This window comes from Variovorax sp. YR566 (assembly GCF_051992195.1).
GTDB lineage: Bacteria > Pseudomonadota > Gammaproteobacteria > Burkholderiales > Burkholderiaceae_C > Variovorax.
In genome coordinates, this window is record NZ_CP197092.1 from 4725499 (window position 1) to 4742684 (window position 17186).

Sequence of the window (17186 nt, forward strand, 5' to 3'; positions counted from 1 at the left end):
GATCGAGCACAGCACCACCCAGCGCCGGCATCTCGAGCAGACGTATGAATGGAGCGATACCTGAACTCTTAAACTCTCTCCGCTCGCCAAACAGACAACAACCGAGGAGAGAGAACTTGCGTATTCAAACCGCCCGCCTGACGGCCGGCGTGCTGCTCGCGTGCGCCGCTTTCGTGGCGCACAACACCGCTCACGCCGCATCGCCAACCACCCCGTCCACCACTGCCCCCGCTTCGACCGCCAGTTCACTGGAAGCCGAACAGGACGCCGCATTCAAGGCCGCCAAGGCCGTGCAGAAAGCCGGCCCCGCCGACATCGTGCTGCGCGACCAGGCCCACCTGCAGCTGCCCGCCGGCTACGTGTGGGTGCCGACGCCCGCGGCCGCGCAGTTGATGCGCAGCATGGGCAACCGCACCGACGACACCTTTGTCGGCGTAGTCTTCCCCGCCGACGACGCCGACTGGATGGCCGTCGTGAAGTTCGTCAAGGAGGGCTACATCAAGGACGACGACGCGAAGGACTGGAACGCCGACGACCTGCTCAAGAGCCTGAAGGAGGGCACCGAGGCCGCCAACGAGGAGCGCGCCAAGCGCGGCATTCCCGCCATCGAGGTCACGGGCTGGGCGCAGAAGCCGCAGTACGAGGCTGCGTCGCACCGCCTCGTGTGGTCGGCCCTGTCCCAGCGCAAGGGCAGCACCGACGGCAACCAGGGCGTCAACTACAACACCTACGCGCTGGGCCGCGAGGGCTACCTGAGCCTGAACCTCATCACCAACGCGAAGGACCTCGACAAGTACAAGCCCGACGCGAGCAAGCTGCTCGGCGCGATCCAGTACGACGACGGCAAGAAGTACGCAGACTTCAACTCCTCGACCGACAAGGTCGCCGCCTATGGCCTGGCCGCGCTGGTGGCAGGCGTGGCAGTGAAGAAGCTGGGCCTCTTCGCCATCGCCCTGGCCTTCCTGGCCAAATTCGCCAAGCTGGCCGTGGTGGCGGGCGGCGCGGCGCTCTGGGGCATCGCGAAGCTGTTCAAGCGCAACAGCAACTAGCAAGCAGCAGCCCCGTGCGGACGAGCCTCCGCACGAGGCGCTGCACGCCGCACCGGAACAGCACGCGAACCGGGCGATTCAATGTGCGAAAAATCAGAACAATGCTGACGGAATATTGATCCACAGCGATTGGTTCCCAGGGCTAATCTCGCAACGATCCGACCAACACAGGATCGTTCATGCCCCCCCACCTGAAACTCACCTTCGCCCGCCCTGCTCGCTTTGCCGCACGGGCCGCGGCCGCGCTCGCCGCCCTGGTCCTCCTGCTGTCTGCCACCGTGGCGCAGGCCCAGAACAAGCCGCTGAAGCCCGTGACCATCGCGCTGGGCACGCAGGTCGTCAACGTCACCTACCCCTGGCTGACGCTGCCCATCGCGCTGGGCTACTGGAAGGACGAGGGCTACGACGTGAAGATCGTCACCACCGGAGGCTCGCTGCAGGGCATCCAGCAGATGGTGGCCGGCGGCGTCGATTTCGCGCAGATCAACTCCACCGGGCTGATCCAGGCCAACACCGAGAACAACGTCGCCGTGCGCGGGCTCATGGGCACGGGCGTGATCGACTGGGGCGTGGGCGTGCCGCAGGACAGTCCCGTGAAGACGGTGGCGGACCTCAAGGGCAAGAAGATCGGCATCTTCAGCCTGGGCACTGGCGGCATGCCGCTGCTCAAGGGCTACCTGCGCGCCAACGGCGTCAACCCCGACACCGACGTGCAGATCATTGCCACCGGTGCCGGCGCGCCGGCGCTGGAGGCGATGCGCGCTGGCCGCGTGCAGGCGTTGATGTTCTGGGGCTCCGCGCTCACCGGCTTCCAGAACGCGGGCGCGAACATGCGCATATTGTTCGATCCGACGTGGCGCTCGCTGCCCGACTTCACCTTCGCCACGATGCAGAAGACCATCGACGCCGACCCGGCCATGGTCGAGGCCATCGCGCGCGGCGCGGCCAAGGCGACGCTGTTCGCACAGACCGATCCCGAGTGCGCCCGCCAGATCCACTGGAAGCACTTTCCCGGCGCCAAGCCCACGGGTGCTGACGAGGCCACGCTCGCCAAGTGGGACCTTGCGCTCCTGCAGACGCAACTCCAGACGATGGCCGACGCACAGACCATGAACGGCGGCAAGCTGATCGGCTCGATGAGCCCGGCCGCCTACGGCCGAATGCAGGACGCGATGCTCAAGGACGGCCTGATCAAGCGCACGCTGCCGCCCGAGTCGATGCTCTACCTGAAGCCCGGCTTCGTCGAGGCCATCAACCGCTTCGATCGCAACGCCGTCATCGAGGCCGCCAAGGCCTGCAAGGGGCTGTGACGTGACGCCCGAACAATTCGTCGCGGGCCTGCCCAAGGCCGAACTGCACATGCACATCGAAGGCTCGATCGAGCCCGGGCTTTTCCTGCGGCTGGCCCGGCGCAACGGCGTGGACATCCGCTGGCAGACGGAAGAAGAGCTGCGCGCCGCCTACCGCTTCACCGACCTGCAGGACTTTCTGAACCTGTACTACGACGGCTGCCGTGTGCTCGTCCAGCCGCAGGACTTCCACGACGTGACGCGCGACTACCTGCGCCGCGCGCATGCCGATCGCGTGCTGCATGCGGAAATGTTCCTGGGCGTGCAAGGCCACACCAGCCGCGCAGTGCCGCTGGCCGTGATGATGGAAGGCGTGCTCGGCGCCATGGAAGCCGCGCAGGCCGAACACGGCATCAGCTCGGGCCTGATCGTCGTCGTGCAGCGCCACCGCAGCGAAGACGAGGCGCTCGCCCTTCTCGACGACCTGCGCCCCTGGTACGACCGGCTGCTGGGCTTCGGCCTTGGCGGTGCGGAGCTGGGCAACCCGCCCTCGAAGTTCGCCGAGTTCTTCCGCCGCTGCCGCGAACGCGGCTTCAAGGTGGTGGCGCACGCGGGCGAGGAAGGTCCGGCCGCCTATGTGCGCGAAGCGGTCGAACTGCTGCAGGTGCAGCGCCTGGACCATGGCAACGCCTGTCTCGACGACCCTGCGCTCGTCGCGCAACTCGCGCAGCAGCGCATTCCGCTCACGGTGTGTCCGCTGTCCAATCTCAAGCTGCAGCTGGTGCCTTCGATGGCTGCGCACCCGCTGCGCAGGCTCATGGACGCAGGCCTGTGCGTGACCGTCAACTCGGACGACCCCTCCTACTTCGGCGGCTACGTCAACGACAACTACCTTGCGTGCCAACAGGCGCTCGGCCTCGGGCGCGACGACATGGTGAGCTTGGCGCGCAACAGCTTCGAGGCTGCCTTCATCACGCCGCTGCAACGCTCCGCCGCGCTTCGCGCCATCGATGCATGGGTGGCCCACGGCGCGGGGCAGGCACCGGCATGAACGCAATCGTTCAATTTCCGCCGAGACGGACGACGCTGCAGGAAGCATCGGGCGCCGTACCGGCGTTCCGCTTCGAAGGCCTGCACAAGACCTTCCGATCGAAGGACGGCGCGGATGTGGTCGCGCTGCACGACGTGAGCTTCAGCGTCGAACGCGGCGAGTTCGTCACTGTGGTCGGCCCGAGCGGCTGCGGCAAGAGCACCTTGCTGCGCATCCTGGCCGGCCTCGAGCGCGCGAGCCGCGGCACGGTCGAGCTCGGCGGGCGACGCCACACCGGGCCGAGCCGCGATGTGGGCGTGGTGTTCCAGGCGCCCGTGCTTCTGCCGTGGCGCAACATCCTCGACAACGTGCTGGTGCCCGCACAGATCCAGGGGCGCGACCCCAAGGTCGCGCGCGAACGTGCCCTCCACTACCTGCATCTGGTGGGGCTGGCTGGCTTCGAGACCAAGTACCCCGGCGAACTCTCCGGCGGCATGCAGCAGCGCGTGGGCATTGCGCGGGCGCTGGTCAACGACCCGATGCTGCTGCTGATGGACGAGCCCTTCGGCGCGCTCGATGCCATGACGCGCGAGACCATGAACGTCGAGCTGCTGAAGCTGCGCGAACGCACCGGCGCCACGATCATGCTCGTGACGCACAGCATTCCGGAAGCCGTGTTCCTCGGCGACCGCGTGATCGTCATGTCGCCGCGGCCCGGGCGCGTCACGAAGGTCATCGACGTCGACCTGCCCGCCGCCCGCACGCTGGAGCTCATCAACACCGAGAGATTCGGCAGCCATGTCCGCGACATCCGGACCAACCTGAACGCCAGTGGAGGGCTCGACGGATGAGCACCGCGAACACCGAGAACATCGACTTCGAGCCGCCCGCGCCGTGGCTCACCCCCTCGCGGCGCAAGGCGCTGATCGTGGCCGTCTTCGTGGCCGTGATTGCCGCATGGCAGCTCGTGGTGAGCGCGCTGGGCATCTCGCACCTGATCTTCCCGGGGCCAGCGGGCGTGGCCCGCTCCATCTATGACGTCTTCCAGTCGGGCGAGGTGTGGCCGCACCTGTGGGTGACGCTCTACGAGATTCTTGCGGGCTTCGCGCTCGGCGCGTTCGCTGGTTTCCTGCTCGGCGCGCTGATCGGCCAGAGCGCGCTGCTCGAACTGGTGCTCTACCCGTACGTCGTCGCGTTCCAGACCGTGCCCAAGGTGGCCGTGGCGCCGCTGTTCGTGCTGTGGTTCGGCTTCGACACAACGTCGAAGGTCGTGATCACCGCGACCATCGTGTTCTTTCCGGTGCTCGCCAACACGATCGTGGGGCTTCGCTCGGCGCCCAGGGATCAGATCGACCTGATGCGCGCATTCACGGCGTCTTCCTGGCATGTGTTCCGCATGGTCCGGCTGCCGCACGCGCTGCCGTATGTGTTCGCGGGGCTGGACATCGGCATCGTGCTGGCCGTGATCGGCGCGATCGTGGGCGAGTTCGTTGGCGCCCAGGCCGGGCTGGGCTATCTCATCCTGCAGCGCAACTTCTCGATGGACGCGGCGGGCATGTTCGCGATCCTCATCGTTCTCTCGGCCATCGGCATCGTGCTGCACGGCCTGATGAAGGCGATTGCGCGGCGCGTGGTGTTCTGGGCGGACGCGTTCACCGACCTGTCTCGCGGCACATGAAGCAACAACACAACCCCTACAAAGGAGCAACGCAATGATCCAAGACGAACAGAAGCTCGAGGCACCCCGCAGGGCCTCCGCGCAGGAAATGCCGATCCTCGACCTGGGCCCGTGGCTGGCCGGCGGCCCGATCGGGCCGGTGGTCGAGCAGTTCAAGGCCGCATGCACCAACACCGGTTTCTTCTACGTCAGGAACCACGGGGTGCCGCAGGCCGTGATCGACACCGTGTTCGACGCCACCCGCCGCTACATGTCGCTGCCGCTGGAGGAGCGACTGAAAGACCGCATCGACGAGCGCTTCCGGCGCGGCTTCATGCCCATGGGCGTCACGCAGCATCCAGGCCACAAGCCGGACCTGAAGGAGAGCTACGAACTCGGCATGGACCTGCCGCTGACGGACCCCGACGTGGCAAACGGGCGGCCGCTGCACGGCCCCAACCGCTGGCCTGCGGACAAGCCCTGGCTCGAGCCCGCGGCCATGGCGTACTTCAACGCCACCATCGAGCTCGGCCGCAACCTGCTGAAGATCTTCGCCTCGGCCGTAGGCAAGGACGAAGGCTTCTTCCTGCAGTACGCCACCAAGCCGATGGTGCAGTCGCGGCTCTTTCACTACCCGCCGCAGGAGTCGTTCACCAACCTGGAACTCGGCGCCGCCGCGCACACCGACTACGGCATGCTGACCGTGCTGGCGCAAGACCCTATCGGCGGCCTCGAACTGTGCACACGCGGTGGGGAATGGGTGGCTGCGCCCTACGTTGAAGGAACGCTGGTCATCAACCTGGGCGACCTGGTGAAGGTGTGGACCAACGACGTCTACGTGTCCAACAGGCACCGCGTCGCGAACCGCACGGGCAAGGAGCGCTACTCGATCCCCACATTCTTCAACCTCGACTACGACACGCCCGTGGCCTGCCTGCCCGAGTTCGCGCCCGGCGAAGGCGAGCCCAGCCATGCGCCCATCAAGTCGGGCGACTACCTGGTGCGACGGTTCGCGGCCGTGCAGAAGTACAAGACGCCTGCGGAGTTGGCCGCGGGGTAAGGCTTCAGGGCCTCAAGCGGCGGGGCGGCCCTGTTCGGCACGCTGCTCCGCCTCTTCCAGCGCAACCGTGAGTTCCGAGAGAAATGCAGCCACCGGTATCGGCAGGCTGCGGCCCTTGTGCACGCACAGCGCCAGGCGCTGCGGCCTGGCGCGCGGGTCTTTCAGCGGCACATAGGAGCCAGCCCTGGGACGCCCGAACGGGTCTTCCAGCGGCGTGGTCGTGAACGTGAGGCACATGCCCTCTGCCGCCACGTTGCGCATGAGCTCGTAAGAGTTGGTCTCCAGCGCGATGCGCGGTCGGATCTTCGCCTTCGCGAGCATCTCGTCGTACTGCTGCTTGGCCCACAGCGACGAGTCGAGCGACGACAGGCTGTACTCGGCGCAATCCGAAAGCCGCAGCGACTTGTAGCCCTCGAGCGGATGCCCGGTGGGCACCAGCACATAGAGCGGCAGCAGCCGCGTATAGACCATCGAAAGATCCTGGAACGCGATGTCCCCGAAGGTGAAGCAGGCGTCGAGGTCGTCTTCGAGCAGCATCTCCGCCAGCGTGGGACTGCCGCTGACCTTCACGCTGAACGAGATGCCCGGGTAACGCTTGGCAAAGCCGGAGAAGAACTGCGGCATGAAGTCGCGCGTCAACGATTCGGGCATGCCGAAATTGACGTGGCCCCGCTTGAGGCCCTGCAGCGCCTCGATCTCGGAATGCAGCCGCCCGGACTCCTTGACGACGTTCTTGTGATACCGCATCAAGATCTCGCCGGCCGCCGTGAGCTTGACCTTGCCGCGCCCCTGGCGCCGCTCCAGCAAAGGTGCGCCCAGCGAGTCCTCGAGCATGGCGAGTTGCCTGCTGATGGCGGATGCCGCGACGTACAGGTTCTCGGAAGCCGCCCTGATCGAACCGGTGCGAACGACTTCGGCGAAGTACCGAAGCGAGGTCGTGGAGACAAGACTCAAGAAGAAACTCCGTGGGCTGGGCGCAAAGCAAGAGCGCCGCGGAGATTCTTGCACGCATCCCGCCCGCCTGGCGCGGCGAATGCGATGCAGGCGCCGTGCCTCAGCGAACGGTGAAGCGCGGCGCGCGCTTGGCTACGAACGCCGCCACGCCCTCGCGCGCATCGGCGCTGCCGGCACGTTCGCGCAGCAGCTTCTGCTCCAGCGCCAGATGCTCATCGAAAGGCCGGCCCGGCACACCGGCGCACAGGGTCTTGATGGCCGCGAACGATCCGCTCGCGCCATGGGCGAGCCGCGTGACGAGTGCTTCGGCGGCGGCTGCGAGTTCGGCATCCGCGTGGAGCGCATCGACGGCGCCCCACGCCAGGCAGCGCTGGCTGTCGACGGCATCGCTCAGCATCAGCAATTGCTGCGCACGCACCGGCCCCACGCGGCGCGCGAGGAAGTACGAGGCGCCCGCATCCGGCGACAGCCCGATGGCAGCGTAGCCCGTGCGCAGCTTCATCGATTCGGCGGCAAGCACGAAGTCGCCGCACAGCGCGAGCCCCACGCCGGCGCCGCCCACCGCTCCGTTCACCGCCACGACCAGCGGCGCCGGGTTGTTCGACAGGCGCAGCAATGCCGGGTGCAGGCTGTCCAGCATCTCGCTCACCAGCTCGGGCAACGCCTCGCCGGCCGCCACGAATTCATCGATGGCGCCGCCGGCGCAGAACACCCTGCCCTCGCCGGTCAGCAGGATGACGCGCGGCTTCTGCGCCAGCACTTCGTCGATGGCCCGCACCAGCGCGCGCCCGTTCACCAAGCCAAGGGCATTCGCGCGCTCGGGCCGCTTCAGCACGATGCGGCCGATGCCCTCCTCCACGCCCCAGGCAATACCTTCGCTGATGTTCATGCTCAGACCCCCGTGAGCCCGCCGGTGCACATCAGCGTCTGCCCGCTCACGTAGTCGGATTCGGGCGCGCACAGCAGGTACACCGCGCCTGCGGCTTCTTCGGGCGTGCCGCCGCGTCCCAACGGAATGGACTGCTCCATCATCGCCAGCAGCCCCGGGTTGATGCCCACCTTGATCTCGCGGCCCTCGATGTTCGCAGTGGTGGCTTCGGCGGTGCTCGCGGTCAGCCGCGTCTGGATGAAGCCGAAGGCCACGCAGTTTACGGTGACGTTCATGCGGCCCCACTCCTTGGCCAGTGTCTGCGTCATGCCGACGATGCCGGCCTTGGCCGCCGAGTAGTTGGCCTGCCCCGCGTTGCCGAACAGCCCCGCCACCGACGAGATGTTGACCACCTTGCGCACAACGCGCTGGCCCGCCTCGGTCTCGGACTTCGACAGCGCGCGGATCACCGGCTGCGCCGCGCGCAGGATGCGGAACGGTGCCGTGAGGTGCACGTCGATCATGGCGTACCACTGCTCGTCGGTCATCTTCTGCACCACGCTGTCCCAGGTGTAGCCGGCGTTGTTGACGATGATGTCGAGACCCTTGAATTCGTTCACCGCCGTGCCGACGAAGCGCTCGGCAAAGTCCGGTGCGGCCACGCTGCCGACGCAGGCCACCGCTTCTCCGCCGGCAGCACGGATGGCCTGTACGGTCTCTTCAGCCGGCCCGGCATCGAGGTCGTTGACGACGATGCGCGCACCTTCGGATACGAGCTTGAGCGCGATGGCCCGGCCGATGCCGCGACCCGAACCTGTGATGAGGGCGACCTTGCCGCCGAGCTTGAGTGTCATGTCTCTATTCTTTCTTCGGTTGATCTCAGCGCAGCGCGACGAGCGCCTCGCCCGCAATGCGCGTCTGCCCATACTGGTTGGCGCTGAGCACCTCGACGCGCACGCAGCGCTCGCCGTTGTGCTCGAGCTTCTCGACCACGCGCCCGCTGCACCGCACCGCATGCCCCAGGTGCGTGATGCCCTGGAAGCGCACGTCGAAACGGCGCAGTTGCGATTGCGGCGCCCACTGCGTGATCAGCCGGCCGAGCCAGGCCATTCCCAGCATGCCCTGCGCGAACACGTCGGGCATGCCGGCCTTGCGCGCGAAATCGGTGTCGATGTGAATGGGGTTGTGGTCCCCCGAGGCGCCGGCGAACAGCGCGAGCGTGGTGCGGTTCACAGGCGGCAGCTGCAGCGAGGGCAGCTCGTCGCCGATGTTCACGGCGTCGTAGTTCAAGGCATTCATCGGTGCGGGTTCCTTCCTTCAGTGGCGGCAGACGATCACCGTGCGCAGCTCGGCCACCAGTTCGTCGCGCTGGTTGGTGGCGCGCGATGTCTTGATGACGAATTCGAGCGCACCGTTCTTCTTGTCGTAGATGTCGGTGATGGTGGAGCGCACCGTCACCGTATCGCCCACGCAGGCCGGCCGGTGGTAGCTGAAGCCCTGCTCGCCGTGCAGCAGCTTCGACAGCGGAATCTGCAGGTCGGCCAGCAACCGGTCGGACGCACCCGAGTCGAGCTCGGCCGCGAACAGGAAGGTCGGCGGTGCGGGCAGGTCGGGGTAGCCGGCGTCACGCGCGGCGGCGGCATCGGTGTAGACGGGGTCGGTCTCGCCGATGGCCTTGGCGAAGAATTGCAGGCGGCTGCGCTCGATGGGCAGTACCGAAGGCGGCAGCTCGTGGCCGATCCATTTCTTGTCGATCATCGGGTGGCCTTTCTCAGACGCGCTCGTAGAGCGTCACCACGCAGGCGCCGCCCAGCCCGAGGTTGTGCTGCAGTGCCATCCGCGCACCCTCGACCTGCCGTTTGTCGGCTGTGCCCCGAAGCTGCTGGACCAGCTCCGTGCATTGCGCCAGCCCCGTGGCCCCGAGCGGATGCCCCTTCGACAGCAGCCCGCCCGACGGATTGGTCACCACCTTGCCGCCATAGGTGTTGTCGCCATCGACCACGAACTTCTCGGCGCCGCCCACCGGGCACAGGCCCAGCGCCTCGTAGCTGATGAGTTCGTTGTGCGCGAAGCAGTCGTGCAGCTCGACCACGTCCACGTCTTGCGGGCCGACGCCGGCCGCGTCGTACACCTTCTGCGCGGCCTCCTGCGCCATGCTGAAGCCGACCACCTCGCGCATGTCGCGGCTCTCGAAGGTGATGGGCCGGTCGGTGGTCATGGCCTGCGCCTTGATGCGCACGCTGCGGTCCAGCCCGTGGCGTTCGGCAAAGCGGGCCGAGCACACGATGGCCGCGGCTGCGCCGCAGGTGGGCGGGCAGGCCATCAGCCGCGTCATCACGCCGGGCCACATGACGGGCGCGGCCATCACCTCGTCTTCGGTGACGACGGTGCGGAACAGCGCCACCGGGTTGTTCGACGCATGGCGGCTGGCCTTGGCGCGGATCTTCGCGAAGGTCGACATCTGCGTGCCGTACTGCTGCATGTGCGCGAGCCCTGCACCGCCGAAGTAGCGCAGCGCGAGCGGCACCTGCTCATTGCCGACCAGCTCGTCGGTGATGCTTTCGAAATGGTCGAAGGGGCTGGGCCGGTCGTTGAACACCGCGCCGAGCGCGCCGGGGCTCATGTGCTCGAAGCCCAGCGCCAGCACGCAGTCGGCGGCGCCGCTGGCCACGGCCTGGCGCGCGAGGAACAGCGCGGTCGAGCCGGTGGAGCAGTTGTTGTTGACGTTGACGACCGGAATGCCCGTCATGCCCACTTCATACAGCGCGCGCTGGCCGGCGGTGGAGTCGCCGTACACGTAGCCCACGTAGGCCTGCTGCACCAGCTCGTAGCCGATGCCGGCGTCTTTCAGCGCCGCATTCGTGGCATGGGCGGCCATCTGCGGATAGGGCTGGTTCGCGCCCGGCTTGGTGAACGGGATCATGCCGACCCCGACGACATAGACGTCTTGACTCATGAGAGGCTCCTTGGAGGTTCGAATAAGAAAACAGACAGGCTCAGGCTACGCCTCGCTGGCGGTCTTGCCAAAAGGGTTCGCGCAGCTTTGTCTTCAGCACCTTGCCGGCGCCCGACAGCGGCAGCGCGTCGAGGATGGCCACGCTGCGCGGGCACTTGTAGTTGGCAATCAGCGTCTTGCAGTGCGCGATCAGCTCCTCGGTCTTGATTGCCTGCCCCGGCTTGAGCACCAGCGCGGCATGCACCGCCTCGCCCCACTCCTCGCTCGGAATGCCGATGACGGCGCAGGCGGCCACCGCGGGATGCTGGTTGATGGCGTTCTCTACCTCGGCCGAATAGACGTTCTCGCCGCCGCTGATGATCATGTCCTTCAGCCGGTCGACCACGAAGATGAAGCCGTCGTCGTCCATGTAGGCGCCGTCGCCGGTGTGCATCCAGCCGTCGCGCAGCGCGGCGGCCGTCTGCTCGGGCTTGTTCCAGTAGCCCTGCATCACGTTGGGGCCGCGCACGGCCACTTCGCCGACGGTGCCGCGCGGCACCTCCTTGTCGTCGGCATCAACCACGCGCACTTCCATGCACACGGCGGCGCGGCCCGCCGAGCGCAGCTTGCCGTGCTTGCGGCCTTCGGCCGTGTGGAAGTACGCGGGGTTGAGCGTGGCGATGGGCGACAGCTCGGTCATGCCATAGGCCTGCACGAACCCGACACCCGGAAAGGCCTCCATCGCGCGGTTCAGCACGGCTTCGGAGATTGGCGAGGCACCGTAGGTGATGTTCTTCAGGCTGCTCAGGTCGCGCGACTCCCGCATGGCGGGGTGGTCCACCAGCATCTGGATCATGGTGGGTACCAGCAGCAGGCTGGTGACGTGGTTGCGCTCGATGGCGTTGAGCACGCCCTCGGGCGTGAACATCGGAATGATCGCGTGCGTGTTGCCCGCAAACCAGTGCGGCGTGGCCAGGCCCATGTCGGCCAGGTGGAACATCGGCGCGGCATGCAGGTAGCAGCCGCCGGCCGGGGCCAGCCCCTCTGCCTGCGCCGCGAGCGCCGAGCTGCAGATGTTGGTGTGGCTCAGCATCACGCCCTTGGGGAAACCGGTGGTACCGCCGGTGTAGAAGATGCCGGCCAGGTCTTCGCCGCGGCGCACGGCGTCGGGCATCGGCTGGGCGGCGTCGATCAGGCCTTCGTAGCTGTGCATGCCGGGCGGCACCGGGCCGTCGCCGCAGTAGACGACTTCGCGCAGGCTCTTCGACTGGCCACGCATCTGCTCGACCACCGGCCGGAAGGTCTCGTCGACCAGCAGGATGCTGGAGCCCGAGTCTTCCAGCGAGTAAAGAATCTCGGCAGCCGACCAGCGGATGTTGCAGGGGTTGAGCACCCCGCCGCCCCAGGGCACGGCCATCTGGTACTCGAGATAGCGGTCGGAGTTGAGCGACAGCATGGCAACGCGGTCGCCCGCCTGCATGCCCAGCCGCTGCAGCGCACCGGCCAGGCGTGCGACCCGTTCGGCAAAGTCGCGGAAGCTCCGTGCACGGCCGGCAAAGCGCACGGCAATGGCATCGGGGCGCTGCTGCACGGCCCGGTGAAGGCCCTGGGTGAGGTACATGGGTTTGTCTCCGTCTCGTTCTTGTGTAGCCGCATGGTAGAAATCCGGCGGCTGCCCGGCGATTGCACTTCGCTTCGATCGCATGGCAGAAAACGTCAATCGACAGGACTCATGCTGCAACCGCCCGTCACCATTCCGATCGCCTTCGTCCACGGCATGCTGTCGGGCATTCGTGCGCGCGGCGGCGAAGCGCCGATCGATATCGACATGGCACTGGAAGACGCGGGCATCGCCCCCGCCCTGCTCGACGAGACCGGCGCGCGCATCACGGCCGAGCAGTACGTGGCGTTGTTCGCACTGCTGATGGACCGGATGGACGACGAGGCACTGGGCTTTCTCACCCGGCGCCTGCGCCGCGGCAGCTTTGCGCTGATGACGCGCTCCACGCTGGGCGCGCGCACCTTCGAGGTGGCGCTGCGCCGCGTGGCCCACACCTTCAGCCTGCTGCAGGACGACCTGTCGCTGGTGCTGCTGCACGAAGGCCCGCTCGCGGGCTTCGGCGTGAGGCTGAACATCCAGCCCGCCACGCACCAGAACTTTCTGCACGAGCTGATGCTGCGGGTGTACTGGCGGCTTTTCGCATGGCTGCACGGCGGCCGGCTGGTGGCGCGCCGCTTCGACTTCGGCTTCGAGCTGCCGCCCTATGCGGACGGCTACGCCAAGGTGTTCCCGGGGCCGCTGCAGTTCGGCCAGCCGCTGTCGGCCATGTGGTTCGACGCCAGCGCGCTCGACACGCCGGTGCACCGCGACGCACAGGAGATGCAGGTTTTTCTGGCGGCCGCGCCGGCCAACGTGATCCTGCCCCGGCTCGCCGAGCAGGCCGTGAGCGCGCGGGTGCGGGCGGTGCTGCAGCAGCACCGCCCGGCATGGGCCGACCTCGCGACAACGGCGAGCGTGCTGCACATGTCGGTCAGCACGCTGCAGCGGCACCTGGCGACCGAGGGCACCTCGTTCCAGGCGCTGAAAGACCAGTTGCGGCGCGACCTCGCCATCGTGCGGCTCAACACCAGCACCGTGCCGCTCGCGGTGCTGGCGGAGGAGCTGGGCTTTGCCGACAGCGCGGCGTTCCAGCGGGCCTTCAAGGCATGGACTGGTGGTGCACCGGGGTCGTACCGGCGGCGCGCGCCAGTGGATTGAGTTTTCAGGACTTTCCGAAATTACAGCCATCCACGCGACAATCCGGCGCATGGCAACTTCCTCCGATCTCCCTCCCCTCAACCGCCAGTTCGTCGCCCATTTCGGCGAGATGGGCAGCAAGTGGGGCATCAACCGCACCGTCGGGCAGATCTACGCGCTGATCTTTTTGTCGGAGCGCGCGCTCAACGCCGACGAGATCGCCGAGCTGCTCGAGTTCTCGCGCTCGAACGTCAGCATGGGCCTGAAGGAGCTGCAGGCTTGGCGGCTGGTGCACCTGCGGCATCACCCGGGCGACCGGCGCGAATACTTCGAGGCGCCTTCGGACGTGTGGGAAATCTTTCGCGTGCTGGCCGAGGAGCGCCGCCGCCGCGAGATCGAGCCCACGCTCTCGATGCTGCGCAACGCCCTGCTCGAATCGCCCACGAGCGACGCCGAGCGCCACGCGCAGGAGCGCATGCGCGAAATGCACGACCTGATCGACCGGCTGATGAAGTGGTTCGACGACGTGCAGCGGCTCGCGCCCGAGACCGCCATGAAGCTCATGGGCATGGGCGCGACCGTGACGAAGGTGCTGACGCTCAAGGACCGCATCACCGGCGGCGCAGCGTCGAAGAAGAAGGCCGCCGAATAGGCCTGCAGCCTCTAGAGCCGCTCCTGCCCCGCCGGCGGCTCGGGCGTTCCGAGCTTGGCCTTGCGCACGGCCTCGTCGTCCATGAGTTCGTACCACATCGCATTGAGTACGGCGAAAGCGGCTGCCAGCGGCAGGCCGAGGATCCAGGCGAAGTACCACATCTTTTTTCTCCTCTGTTCGTTCAGTAGGCGTGGCCGCTCTCGTCGCGGATGGCCTGCTCGTCGACCTTGCCCCACAGCACGTGATAGACCCAGCTGGTGTAGGCCACGATCAGCGGAATGAAGAAGGCCGTGACCACCAGCATGATGAACAGCGTGAGGTGGCTCGACGACGAGTCCCACACCGTGAGGCTGGCGCGCGGATCGATCGACGACGGCAGGATGAACGGGAACATCGACGCTCCCACGCTGAGGATGATGCCGGCGATGCCGAGCGCCGCGGTCAGCAGCGCGAGCACCGGGCGGCGCAGCGCGAGCCCGAGCAAAGCACCCAGCGCGCCGACGAAGCCGGCCGCCGGTGCGGCGAGCGTCCACGAGTGCGCCGCGTAGTTGACGGTCCATGCGCCAGCATGCAGCTCGACTGTCTTCAGCATCGGATTCGACGGCCCCACCGCATCGACCACGCTGCTGATGCGGTAGCCGCCGATGCTCGTCGCCAGCAGCACACCGGCCAGTGCGTACAGCGCGATGGTGAGCACGGCGGCAACCATGCCGTAGGTGCGTGCACGCTCGGCCACCGGCCCGGCAGTCTTCAGCAGCAGCCATGCCGCGCCGTGCATCACGAGCATTGCCACCGACACCAGACCGCACAGGATCGCGAACGGATTCAGCAGGCCGAAGAAGCTGCCGTCGTAGAAGATGTGCATGTCGGCACTGAAGCGGAACGGCACGCCCTGCAGCACGTTGCCCACGGCCACGCCGCAGATCAGCGCGGGCACGAAGCCGCTGAAGAACAGCACCCAGTCCCAGCGCGCGCGCCACTGCGGCGACTCGCGCTTGCTGCGGAACTTGAAGGCCACGGGCCGCAGGATCAGCGCCGTGAGAATCACGAACATCGCAAGGTAGAAGCCCGAGAAAGACACGGCGTACAACTGCGGCCACGCCGCGAAGATCGCGCCGCCGCCGAGGATCAGCCACACCTGGTTGCCCTCCCACACCGGGCCCACGCTGTTGATGACGACGCGGCGTTCGATGTCGTTGCGCGCGGCAAAGGGCAGCAGCATGCCGCTGCCCAGGTCGAAGCCGTCGGTCACTGCAAAGCCCACCAGCAGCACGCCGATCAGCAGCCACCAGATGATGCGCAGGGTGTCGTAGTCGAGGAGTGTGTGGAGGATCATGCTGCGCTCCCGGTGGAAGGAGAAGGAATGGCCGCGCCTGCGTGGGCCGGCGGAATGTGCGAGAGCGTGTCGCCCTCGTCCGGCGCATGCTCGGCTTCAGGCCCCTTGCGGATGGCCTTGAGCATCAGCTTCATCTCGATGATGAGCAGCGTGGTGTAGATCGCGATGAAGCCAGCGAGCGTGAGCAGCAGCGTCTTCACGCCGAGGTTCGACACAGCTACAGCCGTCGGCAGCACGCCTTCGATCACCCACGGCTGGCGGCCGAACTCAGCAACCAGCCAGCCCGACTCGATGGCGATCCACGGCAGCGGGATCGCGAACACGGCGAGCTTCAGCAGCCAGCGGTAGCTGTCGAGCTTGCGGCGCGCGGAGAGCACGAAGAAGGTGCCCGTCAGCAGGATCAGCAGCATGCCGATGCCCACCATCACGCGGAACAGCCAGAACAGCGGCGCCACCTGCGGCACGGTGTCCCATGCGGCCTTGGTGATCTGCTCGTCCGTCGCTGTGCGCGGATCGTCCACGTAGCGCTTGAGCAGCAGCGCGTAGCCCATGTTGATGCCGTTGTCCTCGAAGTCCCCGCGCACGCCCTGCGTCACCTTGCCGGTGCCGCCTGCCTCACGGATCTTCTGCAGCGCGTCGTACGCCTTGAGGCCTTCTCGGATGCGGGCTTCAGCGCGCTTCACGAGCTCGTCGATGCCGGGCATCACTGTGTTGAGCGAGCGCGTGCCGATCAGGCCCATCACCGCGGGGATGTGGATGGCGTAGTGCGTCTCGCGCGCCTCCTGGTCGGGGAAGCCGATGACGGTGAAGGCGGCAGGCGCGGGTTGCGTTTCCCACATGGCTTCGATGGCGGCCAGCTTCATCTTCTGGTGTTCGCCCGAGAGATAGCCGCTCTCGTCGCCGAGCACGGCCACCGACAGCGCGGCGGCCAGGCCGAACGAGGCCGCGACCGTCATCGAGCGCTTGGCCAGTTCGAGGTGACGGCCCTTGAGCACATACCAGGCCGACACGCCCAGCACGAACACGGCGGCGCACACGTACCCCGCCGACACGGTGTGCACGAACTTGGCCTGCGCCACCGGGTTGGTCAGCACCGCGAAGAAGTCGGTCACTTCCATGCGCATGGTCTGCGGGTTGAAGGCCGCGCCCACGGGGTTCTGCATCCAGCCGTTGGCAATGAGGATCCACAGCGCCGAGAAGTTGGAGCCGATGGCCACGGCCCATGTCGAGATCAGGTGGCCCACCTTGGAGAGCTTGTCCCAGCCGAAGAAGAACAGCCCGACGAAGGTGGCCTCCATGAAGAAGGCCATCAGCCCCTCGATGGCCAGCGGCGCGCCGAAGATGTCGCCGACGTAGTGGCTGTAGTAGCTCCAGTTCATGCCGAACTGGAACTCCATCACGATGCCGGTGGCAACGCCCATCGCGAAGTTGATGCCGAACAGCACGCCCCAGAATTTCGTCATGTCGCGCCAGATCACGCGGCCGGTCATCACGTAGACCGTCTCCATGATGGCGAGGATGATCGAAAGCCCGAGCGTCAGCGGCACGAACAGGAAGTGGTACAGCGCCGTGACGGCGAACTGCAGGCGCGATAGCGCGACGATGTCGAGGTCCATGGG

18 protein-coding genes are annotated in these 17186 nt (G+C 67.0%); 8 read left to right on the top strand and 10 right to left on the bottom strand.

The features are described from left to right. Positions 1–116: 116 nt before the first annotated feature. From ACTG4X_RS22130 to ACTG4X_RS22155, 6 genes are all read left to right on the top strand, one after another. A complete protein-coding gene (locus tag ACTG4X_RS22130; RefSeq protein ID WP_093050667.1) occupies positions 117–1049 on the top strand; it encodes a DUF2167 domain-containing protein in 933 nt (310 codons plus the stop codon). Positions 1050–1228: 179 nt separating this feature from the next. Further along, positions 1229–2359 carry an ABC transporter substrate-binding protein gene (locus ACTG4X_RS22135; RefSeq protein WP_440531937.1) on the top strand — a complete coding sequence of 377 codons (1131 nt, stop codon included), beginning with the start codon at positions 1229–1231 and terminating at the stop codon, positions 2357–2359. 1 nt (position 2360) lies between these two features. After that, positions 2361–3389: an adenosine deaminase gene (locus tag ACTG4X_RS22140; protein ID WP_440531938.1), complete on the top strand. Its 1029-nt coding sequence runs from the start codon at positions 2361–2363 to the stop codon at positions 3387–3389. Further along, positions 3386–4219: an ABC transporter ATP-binding protein gene (locus tag ACTG4X_RS22145; RefSeq protein WP_093051796.1), complete on the top strand. Its 834-nt coding sequence runs from the start codon at positions 3386–3388 to the stop codon at positions 4217–4219. Before ACTG4X_RS22140 ends, ACTG4X_RS22145 begins: the two co-directional genes overlap by 4 nt. Then, positions 4216–5046 (top strand): ABC transporter permease, encoded by an 831-nt coding sequence (locus tag ACTG4X_RS22150; RefSeq protein ID WP_093080219.1) that lies wholly within the window; start codon positions 4216–4218, stop codon positions 5044–5046. The genes ACTG4X_RS22145 and ACTG4X_RS22150 overlap by 4 nt, the downstream gene beginning before the upstream one ends. Positions 5047–5080: 34 nt before the next feature. Then, positions 5081–6085, top strand: a complete 1005-nt coding sequence (locus ACTG4X_RS22155; RefSeq protein ID WP_440531939.1) for an isopenicillin N synthase family dioxygenase — start codon at positions 5081–5083, stop codon at positions 6083–6085. Between the two features lie 12 nt (positions 6086–6097). On the opposite strand, the gene ACTG4X_RS22160 is transcribed toward ACTG4X_RS22155, so the two are convergent. From ACTG4X_RS22160 to ACTG4X_RS22190, 7 genes are all read right to left on the bottom strand, one after another. Then, on the bottom strand, positions 6098–7039 hold the full coding sequence (locus ACTG4X_RS22160; protein WP_176928711.1) for a LysR family transcriptional regulator: 942 nt from the start codon (positions 7037–7039) through the stop codon (positions 6098–6100). Positions 7040–7139: 100 nt separating this feature from the next. Next, on the bottom strand, positions 7140–7928 hold the full coding sequence (locus tag ACTG4X_RS22165) for an enoyl-CoA hydratase-related protein (RefSeq protein WP_440531940.1): 789 nt from the start codon (positions 7926–7928) through the stop codon (positions 7140–7142). A 2-nt stretch (positions 7929–7930) separates the two neighbouring features. After that, positions 7931–8761, bottom strand: a complete 831-nt coding sequence (locus tag ACTG4X_RS22170; RefSeq protein ID WP_440531941.1) for an SDR family NAD(P)-dependent oxidoreductase — start codon at positions 8759–8761, stop codon at positions 7931–7933. Between the two features lie 25 nt (positions 8762–8786). Beyond that, positions 8787–9206 carry a MaoC family dehydratase gene (locus tag ACTG4X_RS22175; protein ID WP_440531942.1) on the bottom strand — a complete coding sequence of 140 codons (420 nt, stop codon included), beginning with the start codon at positions 9204–9206 and terminating at the stop codon, positions 8787–8789. 18 nt (positions 9207–9224) lie between these two features. After that, positions 9225–9665 (bottom strand): MaoC family dehydratase N-terminal domain-containing protein, encoded by a 441-nt coding sequence (locus tag ACTG4X_RS22180; RefSeq protein ID WP_093050690.1) that lies wholly within the window; start codon positions 9663–9665, stop codon positions 9225–9227. A gap of 13 nt (positions 9666–9678) precedes the next feature. Then, positions 9679–10863 carry a lipid-transfer protein gene (locus ACTG4X_RS22185; RefSeq protein WP_097198820.1) on the bottom strand — a complete coding sequence of 395 codons (1185 nt, stop codon included), beginning with the start codon at positions 10861–10863 and terminating at the stop codon, positions 9679–9681. A 40-nt stretch (positions 10864–10903) separates the two neighbouring features. Beyond that, positions 10904–12463 carry a long-chain-fatty-acid--CoA ligase gene (locus tag ACTG4X_RS22190; RefSeq protein WP_440531943.1) on the bottom strand — a complete coding sequence of 520 codons (1560 nt, stop codon included), beginning with the start codon at positions 12461–12463 and terminating at the stop codon, positions 10904–10906. Between the two features lie 111 nt (positions 12464–12574). Between ACTG4X_RS22190 and ACTG4X_RS22195 the strand changes: the two genes are divergently transcribed. Further along, a complete protein-coding gene (locus ACTG4X_RS22195) occupies positions 12575–13600 on the top strand; it encodes an AraC family transcriptional regulator (RefSeq protein WP_440531944.1) in 1026 nt (341 codons plus the stop codon). A gap of 49 nt (positions 13601–13649) precedes the next feature. Beyond that, complete coding sequence (locus ACTG4X_RS22200; protein WP_093050701.1) at positions 13650–14231, top strand: GbsR/MarR family transcriptional regulator; 582 nt, start codon at positions 13650–13652, stop codon at positions 14229–14231. A gap of 11 nt (positions 14232–14242) precedes the next feature. On the opposite strand, the gene cydX is transcribed toward ACTG4X_RS22200, so the two are convergent. From cydX to ACTG4X_RS22215, 3 genes are read right to left on the bottom strand one after another with little or no spacing between them, the layout of a single operon-like run. Further along, positions 14243–14392: a cytochrome bd-I oxidase subunit CydX gene (cydX, locus tag ACTG4X_RS22205; RefSeq protein WP_093050704.1), complete on the bottom strand. Its 150-nt coding sequence runs from the start codon at positions 14390–14392 to the stop codon at positions 14243–14245. A gap of 20 nt (positions 14393–14412) precedes the next feature. Beyond that, complete coding sequence (cydB, locus tag ACTG4X_RS22210; RefSeq protein ID WP_093050707.1) at positions 14413–15567, bottom strand: cytochrome d ubiquinol oxidase subunit II; 1155 nt, start codon at positions 15565–15567, stop codon at positions 14413–14415. Further along, positions 15564–17183 (bottom strand): cytochrome ubiquinol oxidase subunit I, encoded by a 1620-nt coding sequence (locus ACTG4X_RS22215; protein ID WP_093050710.1) that lies wholly within the window; start codon positions 17181–17183, stop codon positions 15564–15566. The genes cydB and ACTG4X_RS22215 overlap by 4 nt, the downstream gene beginning before the upstream one ends. Positions 17184–17186 lie beyond the last annotated feature (3 nt).

Excerpts from the sequence above, each read along its gene's own strand:
- cydB (WP_093050707.1), bottom strand. The coding sequence starts at position 15,567 with ATGATCCTCCACACACTCCTCGACTACGACACCCTGCGCATCATCTGG.
- ACTG4X_RS22185 (WP_097198820.1), bottom strand. The coding sequence starts at position 10,863 with ATGAGTCAAGACGTCTATGTCGTCGGGGTCGGCATGATCCCGTTCACC.
- ACTG4X_RS22150 (WP_093080219.1), top strand. The coding sequence starts at position 4,216 with ATGAGCACCGCGAACACCGAGAACATCGACTTCGAGCCGCCCGCGCCG.
- ACTG4X_RS22195 (WP_440531944.1), top strand. The coding sequence starts at position 12,575 with ATGCTGCAACCGCCCGTCACCATTCCGATCGCCTTCGTCCACGGCATG.
- ACTG4X_RS22175 (WP_440531942.1), bottom strand. The coding sequence starts at position 9,206 with ATGAATGCCTTGAACTACGACGCCGTGAACATCGGCGACGAGCTGCCC.
- ACTG4X_RS22155 (WP_440531939.1), top strand. The coding sequence starts at position 5,081 with ATGATCCAAGACGAACAGAAGCTCGAGGCACCCCGCAGGGCCTCCGCG.
- ACTG4X_RS22200 (WP_093050701.1), top strand. The coding sequence starts at position 13,650 with ATGGCAACTTCCTCCGATCTCCCTCCCCTCAACCGCCAGTTCGTCGCC.
- ACTG4X_RS22170 (WP_440531941.1), bottom strand. The coding sequence starts at position 8,761 with ATGACACTCAAGCTCGGCGGCAAGGTCGCCCTCATCACAGGTTCGGGT.
- cydX (WP_093050704.1), bottom strand. The coding sequence starts at position 14,392 with ATGTGGTACTTCGCCTGGATCCTCGGCCTGCCGCTGGCAGCCGCTTTC.
- ACTG4X_RS22165 (WP_440531940.1), bottom strand. The coding sequence starts at position 7,928 with ATGAACATCAGCGAAGGTATTGCCTGGGGCGTGGAGGAGGGCATCGGC.
- ACTG4X_RS22215 (WP_093050710.1), bottom strand. The coding sequence starts at position 17,183 with ATGGACCTCGACATCGTCGCGCTATCGCGCCTGCAGTTCGCCGTCACG.
- ACTG4X_RS22145 (WP_093051796.1), top strand. The coding sequence starts at position 3,386 with ATGAACGCAATCGTTCAATTTCCGCCGAGACGGACGACGCTGCAGGAA.
- ACTG4X_RS22190 (WP_440531943.1), bottom strand. The coding sequence starts at position 12,463 with ATGTACCTCACCCAGGGCCTTCACCGGGCCGTGCAGCAGCGCCCCGAT.
- ACTG4X_RS22180 (WP_093050690.1), bottom strand. The coding sequence starts at position 9,665 with ATGATCGACAAGAAATGGATCGGCCACGAGCTGCCGCCTTCGGTACTG.
- ACTG4X_RS22135 (WP_440531937.1), top strand. The coding sequence starts at position 1,229 with ATGCCCCCCCACCTGAAACTCACCTTCGCCCGCCCTGCTCGCTTTGCC.